Consider the following 14,824-nt stretch of genomic DNA (forward strand, 5'->3'; position numbering starts at 1 on the left):
CTACTCCTTGACCTCGAAGTCGGCGTCGACGACGTTGTCGTCGCCGGGTTCTTCGGCCGCTTCCTGGGTCGTGCCGTCGGCCTGCGCACCGGCCTGCTGGGCCTTGGACTGCTCGTAGATGATCTCCGCCAGGCGGTGGGACGCCGTCTGGACGGCCTCCATCTTGCGGCGGATGTCCTCGACGTCCTCGCTGTCTTTGACCTTGCGGAGGTCTTCCAGGGCGGTGTCGATCGTCTGACGCTGGTCGGCCGGCAGCTTCTCGCCGTGTTCCTTGAGCGTCTTCTCGCTCATCCAGAGCAACTGATCGGCCTGGTTGCGGGTCTCGGCCAGGTCCCGACGCTTCTGGTCCTCGGCCGCGTGTTCCTCCGCATCCTTGCGCATACGCTCGACATCGCTGTCGGTCAGTCCGGAATCGCTCTTGATCTCGATGTGCTGCTCGCGCTTCGTGCCCAGGTCGCGCGCCTTGACGTTCAGGATGCCGTCGGCATCGAGGTCGAAGCTGACCTCGATCTGCGGCACGCCCCGGGGCGCCGGTGGGATGCCGGTCAACTGGAACCGTCCGAGCGTCCGATTGCCGGCCGCCATCTGGCGTTCGCCCTGCAGGACGTGGATCTCCACGCTCGTCTGGTTGTCGGCGGCCGTGCTGAAGATCTCCTTCTTGCTGGTCGGGATGGAGGTGTTGCGCGGGATCAGCACGGTGCTGACGCCTCCCAGCGTCTCGATGCCCAGCGACAGGGGAGTGACGTCGACCAGGACCACGTCATCGATCTCGCCGGCCAGCACTCCGCCCTGGATGGCGGCACCGACGGCGACGACCTCGTCGGGGTTGACGCCCTTGTGCGGGTCCCTCTTGAAGATATCCCTGACGATCTCCTGGACCTTGGGGATCCTGGTGGAGCCGCCGACCAGGACGACCTCGTCGATGTCGCCGGGCTGCAGGCGCGCGTCTTCCAGACACTTGCGGCAGGGGCCCTTGAGCCGTTCGAGGACCGGGGCGCAGATCTCTTCGAACTTCGCGCGGTTGATCGTCATCTGCAGGTGCTTCGGCCCGGTCGCGTCGGCCGTGATGAACGGGAGGTTCACGTCCGTCTCGGGCGACGTGGACAGGTCGCACTTGGCCGCCTCGGCGGCCTCCTTCAGGCGCTGAAGGGCCATCGTGTCCTTGCGCAGGTCGATGCCCTGCTGACGCCGGAACTCGTCGGCGATGTAGCCGATGAGCACCTCGTCCAGGTCGTCGCCGCCCAGGTGCGTGTCGCCGTTGGTGGCCTTGACCTCGAAGACGCCCTCGCCGACCTCCAGGATGGAGATGTCGAACGTCCCACCGCCGAAGTCGAAGACGGCGATGCGTTCGTCGCCCTTGCGTTCCAGCCCGTAGGCCAGCGAGGCGGCCGTCGGCTCGTTGATGATCCGCTCCACCTTCAGCCCGGCGATCGTGCCGGCGTCCTTCGTGGCCTGGCGCTGGCTGTCGTTGAAGTAGGCGGGCACGGTGATGACCGCACGATCCACCTTCTCGTCCAGGTACTCCTCGGCCGCGCGCCGAAGCGCCTGCAGGATCATCGCGGACAGTTCCGGCGGCGTGAATTCCTCGGTTCCCGCCTTGACCTTTACCAGCTCGTCGGGGCCGCCGACAATCTGGTAGGGAACCATCTTCTCCTCGGCGGCCACCTCGTTGTGCCGACGCCCCATGAACCGCTTGATGCTGAAGACGGTGTTCGTCGGGTTCGTGACGGCCTGGCGCTTGGCCTTGACCCCCACCAGGCGTTCGCCGTCCTGCGTGAAGGCGACGACCGATGGCGTCAGCCGCGCACCGTCCTGGTTGTGGATCACCACCGGCTTGCCGCCCTCCATGACCGCCACGACCGAGTTGGTCGTGCCGAGATCGATGCCGATTATCTTGCCTCGGGCCATCAGTTACGGCCTCCTCAAGGTTCAGCGCGCACGTGGAAAACAAAGCTCTCCGCTGTTGGGCTCTGTCTGAGAATCCCTCTGGCTCCGGCCGGCTACCAAGCGCGGATGACTTTGGCGCCTGCCGCCTCGCCCTCCGGCTTCTCGCTCGGCCTCGGGCCGACGACGAATCTTCAGACAGAGCCTAACAGCAAACGGGATACCGCTGAAGCCGAATCGCGCCCAGATCGCCGGAAACACCCATCGGCGCCGGTCTCATGGGGGACCGCACGCGCGGGCGGCTTCCGACGCCCTTCGGCGGCTTGCCGAGACTGCCAGAATGGCAGGGAAAACGGCTCCGGCAGTCAGAGTCGGGCAGACGGCAGATGTGCAGGCTTGCCCTGCTCTGACCACGAGGCGACGCGCACGCCCTCAGGCCGCAGCCTTCTGCTTCCTGCGTCGCAGCATCATCCAGACCAGCATGGCCACGGCCACCGGCATCAGCCAGTTGAAGCCCCCCGGCCGGGCCGGGGCGGCGTCCGCCGCGGTGAGCAGCCTCTCCTCGGGGGCGTCGGGGGCAAAGAACTCCGTTTGCAGCTCGCCCGTGTACCGGAAGCTCTCCACGATCAGCCCGACCTCGGGCTCGAGCCGCGCGAAGGCGTCGGCCGGCCCGAAGCAGGAGAGGACGAAGAGCAGGCAGTCGGCGCCGGCCGGCCGCACGAAGTGGTGCACGATGGAGTAGCGCATGGCGGGGCGGGCTCCGCTCGGCACGCAGCCGCCGCGCCCGGGGGCGGCCGGCACCGTGAAGTCCAGCCGATGGACGATGGCGCCGGGCTGTTCCGCATACGAGACCTGCCTGTCCTGCATCGCGCCGCCGGCCTGCGAGGCGATCGCCTCGATGCGGGCATCGACGTACTCCTCCAGCCCCGTCCTGTTCCTCAGGAGGAAGGCCCGTTCGGCCAGCTCCACACGCCCCAGGACGGGCGCGTCGCTGTGTGTGAACATGAACAGGAGGTTGTCCGGGACCTGCGGGGGGGGCGCGCAGCCGCCCGGCGTCTTGCGGGCCTCTGCGGACAGCTCCTCGTTGTCGACGTGGCGCCAGAAGCGGGCGGGCAGGGCGAACTCCAGCCGGTAGAGGGGGTCGCGGACGACGGCGGCCGTGGGCGCGTCCGCCGCGCGGGCCGGGTCGTCCGGCGGGGCCTCGCCCTCGATCTCCGCGGCCCCCGTACACAGGACCGCCAGCAGGGCCAGGATCAGCACGTGTGCAGCCGTTGGACGTCGGTCACTCGTCACCGTCCGCTCCTTCCATATCCTGCGCGCCTCGGACTCGGCGGACCTCGGAGATGATCTCGCCTTGCTGGAGCCGCGTTCGTATCGTCTCGGCCGGCGCCACCCCGTCCGACGAGCGCAGCACCCGACCGTCGGGCCCGAACGTCACGCTGTATCCCCGCCCGAGCACGCTCAGCGGGCTGAGCGCCTCCAGCCGTCCTCCCAGGGCGCGGGCCGACTCGCCCAGGCGGTCCCATCGGTGGGAGAAGGCCAGGCGCAGTCGTTCCAGGATGTCGTCGACCCTCTGCGCGCGCTCCCACAGGGGCGCCTCCGGCGAGCGGAACGCGTGGCGCGCGGCCAGGGCATCCAGCCTCTGACGGCCTCGCACCACTGTCGCCTCCAGCGCCAGGGCCAGCCGCTCGTGCCGCTGGTCGAGGGTCCGGCGCAGCTCGGCGGCGTCGGGCACGACGATCTCTGCCGCCTCGGTCGGCGTGGCGGCCCGCACGTCCGCCACGAAGTCCGAGATGGACACGTCGATTTCATGCCCGACGGCGCTGACCACCGGGATGGTGCTCCGGTAGATGGCGCGCGCCACGACCTCCTCATTGAAGGCCCAGAGGTCTTCGAGGCTGCCGCCGCCGCGCCCGACGATCAGCACGTCCAGGTCGGGGCGTTTCCGGTTCAGGGTGTCGATTGCGCGGGCGATCTCCTCGGCCGCGCCGGCGCCCTGGACGCGGGCGGGCATCAGGTAGACGTCGGCGATGGGGAAGCGCCTGGCGAGGACGTTGATGATGTCGCGGATGGCGGCGCCTGTGGGGCTGGTGACGATCCCGATGCGGTTGGGGCAGGCGGGGAGGGGTTTCTTGTGCTCCTGGCGGAACAGGCCCTCCTTCTCGAGTTTCTCCAGCAACTGGCGGAAGGCCGCCTGCAGGGCGCCCAGCCCGCGGGGTTCGGCCCAGGAGATGATCAACTGGTAGCTTCCGCGGGGCGGGTAGACGTCGATCCTGCCGCGGGCGACGATCTCCATGCCCTCGGCCAGGTCGAAGCGCAGCGCGGAGGCGACGCCGCGCCAGGCGACGGCCTGCAACACGGCGCCCTCGTCCTTCAGCGTGAGGTAGACGTGCCCGGACGCCGCGCGCGTCACGCGCGACAGCTCGCCGGTCACCCACACGTCGGCGAAGCGGTCCTCAAGCTGTTGTTGGATGGCGGCCGTGATCTGCGAGATGGTCAGCGGCTGCGGGGCGCCGTCTCTGCTGGGCAGTGGCATTTGCATGGCCCGATCAGCGCCGCCCGGCGCGGCGGGGATCGGTGTAGACACCCCATCCCGCCGGCCCGAAGCCGAAGATGAACGCCACCTCGTCGTTGGCCCTCTCGACGTGCAGGCCGAGGTCCAGCACCCACTTGTGCAGCACGCGGCGGAGTATCACGGTGGTGCCCAGGTTCGCCCGATCGCCCGTGCCCCGGGAGTCGAACTCGTACTGCTCGAACAGGAGCAGCCGGTAGCGGTCGCTCAACTCGCGGCTGAGCGTCAGGGTCACGGTGGAGCAGACGTCGCTGATCCGGTCGTAGTCGATGCTCAGCGCCCAGCGGGGCATGTACTCGGCGGCCAGACCCATGTTGTAGACCGAGGGGAGATCGCCCAGCGAGATGCGGTTGTCCCGCGAATGCAGTGACAGATGATCGGTGAGCTGCATCCGGAAGTCGGCGCTGATGTAGCCCTCGTCCAGGTCCGTGTTGACCGAGTCGCTGCTGCGTGCCACCAGGGCCACGTCCAGCTTCGCCCAGTCGATCGACTGCCACTGCTCGTCCACCAGCCGTTTGGTCTGGAGGCGCTGGCGCACGCCGACGGTGGCCTGCACCATGTTGTCGATCGTGTCGATCTCGTCCATCTGGATGAAGTCGGCGGAGCCGTCTCCGGAGACCGAGAGCGCTTCGACCCCGACGTGCGGGGTGACGACGTGTCGGAGGCGGTTGAGGTTGAACCGCTCGGAGGTCAGGTCGTAGGCGCGGGAGAACGTCGTGCTCGCGGTGATGCCCGCCCCGACTCCGGCCCGGCTGACGCGGCCCTGGAACCCTGTGCCGTCGTCGGCGCTTCGGCTCACGGTGGTGGCCAGGGCGCGCACGAAGGGATTGACGCGGACGATGCCGGCCATGAACGGCAGGGAGAGCCGGTGATCCGTGTGGAAGCGGGTGACGGCCGGCGGATCGTTCGGGGCCGGGGCGATCAGGTCGCTGAACTCCAGGTCGTAGAGGCCGGCGGTCAGCGATCCGTCGTAGACCAGGCGGCCCAGCGAGAGCCCCAGGACCTGCAGGTCCGCGCTGGGACGTTCCTCGATCTGCGTCAGGAAGTCGTTCACCTGCGCCTTGTAGAGCAGCGCCAGGTAGGTGGAGTCACGCAGGTAGCGGGCCAGCAGGTAGCTCTCCGGCGGCTTCCTGTTCTCGAAGTCATCCTCGAAGTACTCGTTCAGGAAGTTGGCGTCCGAGAGCCGGTAGTACTCCGCGTCGACCCGCCAGAACGGGCTCAACTGCGACCGATGCTCCCAGTGGAAGCGCCCGCGGTTCCGCTGGGGCACGGGGACGTCGTTGTCGTCCCTGCTGGCGCGGTCGTGGACGAAGTAGGCGTCGATCCGGCCGTCATGCGTGGGGTAGCGGCCGGAGCCGAACCCGTACTCGATCTGCGTCCCGACCGCCGGCCCGCGGGCACCGTAGTAGTCGAGGTTCACGGTCCATTCCTCGAGCCAGTCGGGCGGCGCCGCCATCAGGTCCATGGGCAGCCACGTGGTCTGCATGAAGGCACCGAATTTGCTGGAGACGCCCAGGGCGTAGTCGGCCAGCAGGAACGCCCGATTCGAGAGGTTCGTGCCGAGGAAGGGCACCCACAGCAGCGTCCGGTCGTCCCTGCCCGCCTTCAGGCGCACGTCCCATGCGTTCAAGACGGTGTTGGGCCCGTGGCGCACCACCTGGGCGCGGCGCGATTCGAAGTGGTAGTGGGGCCGGGCGAACTCGCACTGCGACAGGGACGCCTTCGTGATCACCAGCGTCTGGCTGTCGACGATGAATGCCTCCTGGCCCCGGACCACGTAGACGTTCTCGACGGGCGCGTAGGGGTCCCTGACGCGCACGTGCGGAGTCGTCGCCAGGCCCCGGGCGGTCTCCGGGTTGATGTACAGCCGGTCGGCGTGCAGGAAGTCCAGCACGTCGGTCACGCCGGCCTCGGCGCCCGCCCGCAAAGGCGACTGCTCCGCCGGTGCGGCGGCGCGCGCAATGCGCACGTTGCCCTCGGCGTAGAGTTCCCACATGCGCTGCGAGGAACTGTACCACGCGACGGCGGCGTCGGCCCGGATGTCCATGTTGGCGTAGGTGCCGCGCACGTCGCCCATGTAGACGCCGACCATCCTGCCTTCGGCGAACTCTACCTCCGAGTACTCGGCATTGAGGTTCTGGGCGATCAGATGCAGCCGCTCCTCCGCGGTGGGTGGCAGGTAGTCCGTCCACAGGAACTCGCCCTGCGCCTCGGCCGTCATGTCCTCCGCCCGCGTCAGCAGGGGGGAGGGCACGGGGGCCTCCCGACGGTTCAGCGGGCAGTCCCAGACGAATGCGAGCGTGCTGGAGAAGTGCATCGAGACGGCGCCGGCCTCCCGCACCGACCGGCGTTCGACCAGCCGCACCGGCACTCCGCGTCCCTGCAGGTTCTCCACGCCCTCTGCGTAGACGCGCACCCGCGCCGCACGCACGCCCGCACGCGCCGAGGCCTCCCGGTCGAACCACACCACCATCCGCGGCGCGCTCAGCCGCGACTCGCCCTGGCGGATCACGGCCCCCGCATCGGCGATGAACACACGGACCGGGCCGTCCTCCCACGTCGTAACCGTCTGGTTCGACTCAAGATACAGCGTCTCATGGCTGTGGTCGAACTCCAGCAGCCGGCCCTGGGCGCGGCACGGAAGCGCTCCACACGTCGAGAGCAGAAGCACCCCAAGCAGCACCGCCCGCACGCTGCGCCGAAGGTTCATAACGGTGTTCCCAGCCTCAGGAATCGAAGGCGTACCGGCGCCTCCGCTACAAAAAGCAGCCTGCATCTTCTACCATAAACGGCACGTGCGTGTAAACCTGATCCGGGCCTTGCGGTCCGCGCTTCCGAACGAGGGGAGGGGGTGCAGTGACGACTCTGTCGGGCCTCGGCGGCATCGAACACGGCAACCTTGTCGAGATCGAGCGGCTCAATCAGCGGGGCGGGCGCACGCTGAGCATCGTGGACCTGGTCGATGCCGGCACCATGGACGCCGAGATGGCCGCCCTCTGCCGCATCATGGTTCTGAACGGAACGAGCTGGCTGACGGGCGCCGTTCCGGGCGGGGCCGGCAAGACCACGATCATGGCCGCGCTGCTGGGGTTCCTCCCGCCGGGCGAGCCGATCGTCACCGTCGCCGACGCGTACGTGCTCTGCGACGCCGCCCGGGGCCGCATCCCGCGCCCCGCCACGCTGCTGGTGCACGAGCTGGGGGCCGGTCGCTGGTACGGCTATCTCTGGGGCACCGCCGCATGCGACTTCCTGCGGCTGGCCGGCGGCGGCCGGCGATGCGTCACCTGCATGCACGCCGACGACCCCGGCCAGGCGCTGGCCATGCTGGCGCCGTTCGGGGTCGCCGCCGGGGACCTCGGCGGGATCGGGCTGCAGCTCTACATCCACGTCGCCCGCGCCCGCCGCGGGGCCATGCGCCGCGTGCGGACGCTGTATGTCCGGCTGGGCGGGCGCCTGGAGCCGATCTACCGGTGGCGGGAGGATGAGGATCGCTTCGAGCGGCTCCTGCCGCGCGCAGAAGTGGGCTCGCGGCTGGCCCGGGAGTGGGGCGCCCGGCCCGACGGCGTGGCCGCCGCCTGGGATGCCGGCGAGCAGGCGGTGAACGCACTGCGGTGCCGAGGCGTCCGGGGCTTCGACGACGTGCGCAGGGCCTTTCTGGAGCCCGGCCCCATCGGCACGCGGTAGGGGGTGGCCCGGTGCACGGGCGCCTTCGCTTGCACGGGGGTGTCCGCAATGCGTACGATGCACAGAAGCTGGGACGCCTCTGAAATCTGGGAAGGAGCCCGGCAGCGGACCGGCCGGGCTCGAGGGTCGAAGGACGCGCACCGCGCAATTCCGTCCGCCCCAGCGTTCCCCTGAACTACGCAAGGAGGACCCATGCGAGCAAGTCGCGCCGTCGCTGTCGGATTCATCCTCGCCCTTACGCTCCTGTGCATGCCGGCCCGGTGGGTCCGGGCGCAGACGGCCCAGACGGGCGCCGAGCCCGTCGCGAGCGGGGCAGGGGCCGTGCCCTCCGACACCTCCGTCCTGATGGCGGCCGACACCGCCGTCCAGGTCGCCACGGACACGGCGGTCATGACGGGGTCCGTGCGCAGGGACGCCGCCTCCGAGGAACTGACCTGGGGGGCCGCCTTCGTGCGCAAGCTGCAGGAGGGCGGCATCACCATGGTGTTCCTCCTGCTGGCATCGATCGCCGGCGTCGGCTACACCATCGAGCGGCTGGTGAACCTGCGGATGGGCGTGATCGCACCCGACGGCCTGGCCGAACGCGCCGACCACCTGTGGCGACAGAAGCGGTACGGCGAGATCATGGCCCTGCCCGAACGGAGCAAGAGCACGCTGGCCCGGGTGCTGGCCGTCGTGGCCCGGCATCGCCACAGCAGCATGGCCGACGTCTCGACGATGGCCGGCGACGTGGCCTCGCGCGACCTGCGCCGGCACCTTCAGAAGGCGTATCCCCTGGCGGTTGTCGCCACGGTCTCGCCCCTGCTCGGCCTGCTGGGCACGGTCATCGGCATGATCGGCGCCTTCGGCAAGGTCGCGGCGGCCGGTTCCCTCGGCGACGCCTCGCTCCTGGGCGGCGACATCAGCAAGGCACTCATCACGACCGGCGCCGGCCTGACCATCGCCGTGCCCGCCCTGGTGCTCTATCACTACTTCCGCAGCCGCACCGGCTTCTTCGCAATCGTCCTGGAAGAGGAGGTGGGGGAACTGCTGAGTTCCTGGTTCGGGGCCGATCCGGACGCAGGTGAGGATGCCCGGGAGGAAGGCCATGAGGGTTAGGATCGACGAGGACGAACAGGTCGAGGTCCAGATGGCCCCGCTCATCGACTGCGTGTTCCTGCTCATTATCTTCTTTCTGGTTGCCACCACCATGAAGAAGATTGAGAAGGAACTGCCGCTGGAACTGCCCGAGGCCGCCGCCTCCGTCGGCCGCCAGGTGGAAGACAACATGACGGTCATCTCCATCGACCGCGATGGAAACCTGTACCTGGGCTCCGAGCCGGTCGGCCAGGGCTATCTGGGCCGCAAGCTCCAGGAACTGGCGCAGGCGAACCCACAGCACCGGATCCGCATCGACGGCGACCGCAACGCGCCCCTGGGCGCCGCCGTGCAGGTGCTGGACATGTGCAACTTCGAGAGGCTGAAGAATGTCGGGATCAAGACCAAAAGCCCCGTCCAGCCGTAGCCGCCCCGCCCTCGCCGATCTCGCGGCGGTCCGGCGGCGCCGGACCGGCAACGGCTGGTTCCTCCTCTCGGTGATCCTGCACGTCGCCGCCATCGTCGCGCTGGTCAGCCTGACGCCCGTGCGGGAACTCATGGAGGAGGTCCGCCGCGCCAACCGCCCCGAACAGAGCCTTTCGGCCGCCGAACTCGCCCGCCTTGCGGAGGCCATCGAACTGCGTGCGGCCGACGAGATCCGGTCCAATACCCGGGAACTCGGGCGGGTCTTCGATCTGCTGGGGCAGATGCAGGAGGACGTCCGCAGCCGGTTCGTCCGGTTCGAGCAGCAGCGCCGCGGCAACGCCGCCCGCGACGCGCTCGACGAGATGCGCAAGGCGGTCGAGCAGATGCAAGAGGCCCTCGCCCTCATCGAGAAGGACGCCGGCGCGATGGCGACCGACCGCTCTCAGGCCCTGGCCGAGCGCGCCCAGGAACGGGCCGCCGGCAAGCTGGGCCTGGTGGACTTCGGCATCGAACCGGTCGTCGCCGGCCACCGCGCGGCCGCCGAGGTCCACCAGGAGGCCAAGGCCCGGCATGACGAGCATACGACGGCCGGCGCGCTGGTTACGCGCCTGGAGCAGACCCTGGCCACCGAGCAGGCGCGCATGGAAGAGCAGCAGGCGACCGTCGAGCGCCTGGCCGAGGCAGGCCGCACCGAGGCGCAGCTCGCGCCGTACGTCCGGCAGGTGGAAACGCGGCAGGCCCGCGTTGAGGAGACGACTTCCCAGTTGCAGGAGGCCCGCAGCGAGCAGGCGCGCCTGCGGACGGAGGCGGAATCGAGCCAGCGGCTCGCCATGAAGGCCCAGGAGGAGGTCGCCGGGCGGCTTCAGCGCCTGATCGACCAGGATGCGGCGGCGCCCTCCGGCGCAGCGGCGCCGGCCGGCGCAGCGGCGCCGGCCTTTGCCGTCGCCCTCCGCCCGGACCTGTCGACGACGGGAGCCGACGACGGGGCCGACGTCCCCGAGTTGTACGCCCGTGCCCGATCCCTGGAGGACGGCATCGCGGAGACGTTCAAGGAAGTCCGCGCCATGGACCTGGCGATGGTCCGCGACATATCGCTCGATGCCGCCCGGAACGACATCGACCTGATCCGCCCCGTGCGGCCCGAACTCGATGCGGAACTCCTGCGCGAGGCGGCGCGCACCGACGAGCGCTTCGAGGAGCATAAGGAGGAGGTGCGCACCGCCCTCCGTGAGACCAGTTCGATGGTCAACCTCTCCCGCCGGATGCTGGAGATGGCAACCGAGTCGGTCGACAAGATGAAGTTCGGCACGGACGTGCAACTCGCCGCCGACGAAGAGGAGGAGCCGGACTTCCGCCTGATCATCCGCGAACTGGCCATGGAGGAGGTCACGGGCCGGTTCAGCGACCTGGCCGAAGCCATGCGCGCCCTCGAAGAGGAAGGGAACGAAGGCGAGGACGGGGGGCAGAGCCGCCGGCAGAGGCGCGCCGGAGGCGCCGATGGCGGCGGCGGACCGGACGGGCGCAGCCGGCCGGACTACAAGGACCTGACGGCTGAGGAGCTGGCTGCCGGCCTCGCGCAGATGCCCCGGTTCGGCCCCGATGGGGCGGGGGAGGGCGGCCTGCTGCCCGATCTCCCAAGGGACGTGCCGGCCGTGGGCGCCCGCAAGCTCAGCCCCGGCGGCGACCCCACCCCCTGGATGTACCTGAATACGTGGTACACCGTCGGGCCGTTCCCCAATCCCAACCGCGTGAACATCGACCGGGAGTTCCCCCCCGACAGCCTCATCGACCTGGACGCCGCCTACGTGGGCAAGGACGGACGCACCATACGCTGGCAGTTCGTCCAGTCCGACGGGCCGATGGTCACCCCCCCGAATGCCGAACCCTACGGCATCTGGTACGCCTACACCGAGTTCCACTGCGACCGCCCGCGCGACGTGATCATCGCGCTGGGAAGCGACGACCGCGGGACGCTGAAGATCAACGGCGTCGACGTCTGGATCAGCTCCAAGCAGCTCAAGGCCTGGGACATCGACGAGGTCTGGCGGCGCGTTCACTTCAATGAGGGCGTCAACCGCGTCCTGTACCGTGTGGAGAACGGCTGGCAGAGCATCGGTTTCTCCCTGATCCTCCGTCTCGAGGAACCGTAGCCGCCCCTCCTGTGCCACACAAGAGGCGCCTTCGGCGCGCGGGACCCCGTCACGACGCCGCGGGCACCTGCCGGTAGCGCAGGCGGACTCCGCCCCCGGAGGCGTGCGTCAGTTCCAGGAGCACCGTGCGGCCCTCGCGTGTGTGCACAAGGTAGGTGGTGGGGCTTCCCCGCCCGACCTCCAGGCGGACCGGGAACTCCGGCGCCGCCGCTGCCGGCACCCGCAGTTCCCCGCCCATGTCGGCCGAGTCCCAGGCGGAGGACGCCACGCGAACGGCCGCCAGGTCCGCACCGAGCACGCGCTCGGCGTCGATCAGCCGGCTGAAGAACGCATCGGCCCCCGCGCTGCGCATCCACTTCACCATGGCCTGCGGATCGGCGACACCCGCCGGCATCGCGTGCCCTTGCCCGGTGTCCAGGTCGATGAACATATCCGAGCCGTCCGCCTGGGTGCCCAGTGTGCACTCGACAACGCCGGCCCCGGGGGTTGGCGCAGAAATGGACGAGTCGGCCGGTGCGACGGCCGCGACCGGACGCGCACGGCGCTCGTTCGGGCCGGCCCGCAGCGTCCACACGAGCATCCCGGCCACGCCCAGCAGCAACCCGACCCACGCGGCCGCCAACGCCAACGCCTTGCCGACCCCTGCGCCCGCGGCCGATGCTCCGACCCCCGCCAGCGCCATCTTGCCCAGGGCGGCGGACAGCGATCGGGGAGCCGCCTCCGTGGCGTTGGCCGTCAGCCAGGGCACCAGCACTCCCGCCGGCAACTCGGTTCCCCTCCTTGCGAACTGCCTCCGAAGCAGCGCGATCGCCCGTTTCAGCCGACCGGACACCGCCGGCTGGCTGATGCCCAGTTGCCGCGCAACGTCCCCCTGGGTGCGCCCCTCCAGGTAGCAGAGCACCACGGGCACCCTCAGTCGCTCCGGCAGTCGGGCGATCTGGACGTCCACCTCTTCGCGGATGTCTTCCCAAGAGGAGGCCGCATGCCGAGGCAGCCTGGCGGCCCTGGACTCGTGCCGGTGCCGGGCGATGCGTCGCCGGAGCAGGTCGATCGCGCGCTGCACCGCCACCGTGTGCAGCCAGCCGGCAATGGGCGCCGAAAGCCGACCCGCCGCCTGTGCCAGTCGGAAGAAGCACTCCTGCGCGGCGTCATCGGCATCCGTGCGGTTCTGCAGAACGCGGTAGCATGCGGCGAACACCATGTGCTGATGCGTCTCGACCAGCGAGCGGAACGCACCCGCGTCGCGAGTCCGCGCGTAGAGTTCCAGCAGCAAGGCTTCCTGCTCGGGCATGGATCCTCCTCCCGCCGTCGGCCCTCGTTCCTACGAGGACTCCATCCTACTCTACGCACGCCCGCCCGCACATATAAGGCACCCGGCGGCGTCCCGTCCGGCCAAGACGAATGCATAATAAGGGCCACAATAGGGCTTGGCGCATGCGCCCCGCTGTGCTACAATCCTCCCATGTGGGGTGGGGGTCAGACCGTTAGCGTCGGATTGTGGGACAAGGCGGCGGAATCGAGATGCTGGCGAACAGAGGAGCCCGACGGTGAAGGGGATACGGATGTCCGTCGATGAGGAGAAGGTGTGGCGTCTTCTGGCGGCTGTCCTGCTTGTCGGCATATGGGGGGGCGGCGTTGCGTTCGGAGAGTCTCCTGTGCTAGAGAGTGACCGTGTCTTTGCTGAACTGATGGGAGAGATCCGCGACATCCCTTCGGCAGAGCGCGACTACTCAGAGCTGGTCCGACGCTGTGAGGAGGTGTGCGTTCGGTTCCCGAACTCGAAGGCGGCCATGCTTTGCATCAAGGCGGGAGAGCTCTGGTTGGAGAAGGGGCTCGTTACCACAGAACAGGCCAATCGGCTGGTGGCTTACCGTGACCGCTTTGATCCCGGCAAGACGGAGATGGTCGCGCTCGTAGCGGATTACCGTAAGGCGACGGCAGAACTGGACGTGCAAGGAGCGAGGGCCGTCTGTGAGCGCATAGAGGCTGTGGCTGAGAAGTACCCCGGTACGCTCACGCGCTACAACGCCCTAGCTAATCTCCCTGGAATGTATGTCCGTTGCGGCGACTATGATCGTGCACGTGGGGCGAGCGCGCGCTACATGGCGGAGTACCCTCCGCAGAAGACGGACGTCTACAGCTCGTCGACGATGGAGCATGCAAACGTGTTCATTGATGCGAACCTGGTTGTGCGCACTGTGGGCGTAGACGAGGGCATTGGGCGGTTCCGGCAGATTGCGGACATGTACCGAGGGGAGGCGGGCTATGAGGTCCCGGCGCTGTTCAGCGGCGGGCAGCTTGCGCTGGACAATGATCGGTTGGAGATGGCCCTCGAGCTGTTCTCACGACTTGCGAGTTCTGGTTCATCTCCGAAAAAGTACGTCTGATTCCGGATCGAAAGCCTGTTTGACCTTCAGGACGAAGTAGCGGTCGTCGTGGTAACCGTAGGCGCGCCGCTTGATCACCTTGATCTTGTTGTTGACGCCTTCGAGCTTGCTGTTGTGGATCGGGAACTCGCAGTGGTTCAAGATCCCCTGACGGTAGCGTTCCAGCGTCCGGGCAAACCGGCTGGGCTCCGGATGCGGCACCATCCGTGCAAGAGCGCACCACTCGGCCAGTGCTCTGGCCGCCCAGGCCCGGGACCGGTAGCGCCAGATCCGCACAAGCATCTCCTTAAGGATGTAGACGGTGCTGAGCGTTTCGTTGGCTTGCAGGAGTTTGCGCAAGCGCTCGCGCTCGTCCGGATCGGTCACGTGCCGTTTCAGAAGCAGGTACTTCGTCCCCCGGATCAGGGCCCTCTGGGAAAGCGTCGCCTTGCTCATCTCGCTGTTGCGGACGCGGTCGATCACTTTCCCGTAGGCGGCTACGACGTGAAAGAGGTCGAAGACGATCTTCGCGTTCGGCAGCGCGTCGCCCACGGCCTGGATGTAGGGCTCCCACATGTCCATCGCCACGGCCTCTATCCCGACTTTCTGCTCCTCGGTCATCTGGGCAAAGAAGGCGCTGAGCGTCTCTCTCGTGCGCCCTTCGC

The 14,824-nt window shown here is 68.8% G+C and carries 11 protein-coding genes; 5 read left to right on the plus strand and 6 right to left on the minus strand.

The window, feature by feature from the left end:
- The 4 genes from dnaK to GXY85_08475 form a co-directional block, all read right to left on the minus strand.
- Window positions 1-1,908: a molecular chaperone DnaK gene (gene dnaK, locus GXY85_08460; GenBank protein ID NLW50854.1), complete on the minus strand. Its 1,908-nt coding sequence runs from the start codon at window positions 1,906-1,908 to the stop codon at window positions 1-3.
- A gap of 408 nt (window positions 1,909-2,316) precedes the next feature.
- Window positions 2,317-3,177, minus strand: coding sequence for a hypothetical protein (locus GXY85_08465; GenBank protein ID NLW50855.1), 861 nt, complete (start codon window positions 3,175-3,177; stop codon window positions 2,317-2,319).
- Window positions 3,167-4,420, minus strand: a complete 1,254-nt coding sequence (xseA, locus tag GXY85_08470; protein NLW50856.1) for an exodeoxyribonuclease VII large subunit — start codon at window positions 4,418-4,420, stop codon at window positions 3,167-3,169. Before xseA ends, GXY85_08465 begins: the two co-directional genes overlap by 11 nt.
- Window positions 4,421-4,433: 13 nt before the next feature.
- Window positions 4,434-7,166, minus strand: a complete 2,733-nt coding sequence (locus GXY85_08475; protein ID NLW50857.1) for an LPS-assembly protein LptD — start codon at window positions 7,164-7,166, stop codon at window positions 4,434-4,436.
- Between the two features lie 146 nt (window positions 7,167-7,312).
- Here GXY85_08475 and GXY85_08480 point away from each other — a divergent pair, with 146 nt between their 5' ends.
- The 4 genes from GXY85_08480 to GXY85_08495 all read left to right on the plus strand — a co-directional run bounded on the left by GXY85_08480 (window position 7,313) and on the right by GXY85_08495 (window position 11,793).
- Window positions 7,313-8,140 (plus strand): hypothetical protein, encoded by an 828-nt coding sequence (locus GXY85_08480; GenBank protein ID NLW50858.1) that lies wholly within the window; start codon window positions 7,313-7,315, stop codon window positions 8,138-8,140.
- Between the two features lie 192 nt (window positions 8,141-8,332).
- Complete coding sequence (locus GXY85_08485; GenBank protein NLW50859.1) at window positions 8,333-9,238, plus strand: MotA/TolQ/ExbB proton channel family protein; 906 nt, start codon at window positions 8,333-8,335, stop codon at window positions 9,236-9,238.
- Window positions 9,228-9,644, plus strand: coding sequence for a biopolymer transporter ExbD (locus GXY85_08490; protein ID NLW50860.1), 417 nt, complete (start codon window positions 9,228-9,230; stop codon window positions 9,642-9,644). The genes GXY85_08485 and GXY85_08490 overlap by 11 nt, the downstream gene beginning before the upstream one ends.
- Window positions 9,607-11,793, plus strand: coding sequence for a hypothetical protein (locus GXY85_08495; GenBank protein NLW50861.1), 2,187 nt, complete (start codon window positions 9,607-9,609; stop codon window positions 11,791-11,793). Before GXY85_08490 ends, GXY85_08495 begins: the two co-directional genes overlap by 38 nt.
- Window positions 11,794-11,842: 49 nt before the next feature.
- Here the strand turns inward: GXY85_08495 and GXY85_08500 are convergent, their stop codons facing one another.
- On the minus strand, window positions 11,843-13,084 hold the full coding sequence (locus GXY85_08500; protein ID NLW50862.1) for a sigma-70 family RNA polymerase sigma factor: 1,242 nt from the start codon (window positions 13,082-13,084) through the stop codon (window positions 11,843-11,845).
- 271 nt (window positions 13,085-13,355) lie between these two features.
- Between GXY85_08500 and GXY85_08505 the strand changes: the two genes are divergently transcribed.
- Window positions 13,356-14,180, plus strand: coding sequence for a hypothetical protein (locus GXY85_08505; protein NLW50863.1), 825 nt, complete (start codon window positions 13,356-13,358; stop codon window positions 14,178-14,180).
- Here GXY85_08505 and GXY85_08510 read toward each other — a convergent pair.
- The coding region (locus GXY85_08510; protein ID NLW50864.1) for an ISL3 family transposase at window positions 14,157-14,824 on the minus strand (668 nt) is incomplete at its 5' end. The genes GXY85_08505 and GXY85_08510 overlap by 24 nt on opposite strands.

The organism is Candidatus Brocadiaceae bacterium, from assembly GCA_012728835.1.
Lineage (GTDB): Bacteria > Planctomycetota > Brocadiia > SM23-32 > SM23-32 > JAAYEJ01.

What these genes read in the sequence shown, in the direction of transcription:
- dnaK (NLW50854.1), bottom strand. Translation starts at nt 1,908, where the DNA reads ATGGCCCGAGGCAAGATAATCGGCATCGATCTCGGCACGACCAACTCG.
- xseA (NLW50856.1), bottom strand. Translation starts at nt 4,420, where the DNA reads ATGCCACTGCCCAGCAGAGACGGCGCCCCGCAGCCGCTGACCATCTCG.
- GXY85_08475 (NLW50857.1), bottom strand. Translation starts at nt 7,166, where the DNA reads ATGAACCTTCGGCGCAGCGTGCGGGCGGTGCTGCTTGGGGTGCTTCTG.
- GXY85_08485 (NLW50859.1), top strand. Translation starts at nt 8,333, where the DNA reads ATGCGAGCAAGTCGCGCCGTCGCTGTCGGATTCATCCTCGCCCTTACG.
- GXY85_08490 (NLW50860.1), top strand. Translation starts at nt 9,228, where the DNA reads ATGAGGGTTAGGATCGACGAGGACGAACAGGTCGAGGTCCAGATGGCC.
- GXY85_08495 (NLW50861.1), top strand. Translation starts at nt 9,607, where the DNA reads ATGTCGGGATCAAGACCAAAAGCCCCGTCCAGCCGTAGCCGCCCCGCC.
- GXY85_08500 (NLW50862.1), bottom strand. Translation starts at nt 13,084, where the DNA reads ATGCCCGAGCAGGAAGCCTTGCTGCTGGAACTCTACGCGCGGACTCGC.
- GXY85_08505 (NLW50863.1), top strand. Translation starts at nt 13,356, where the DNA reads ATGTCCGTCGATGAGGAGAAGGTGTGGCGTCTTCTGGCGGCTGTCCTG.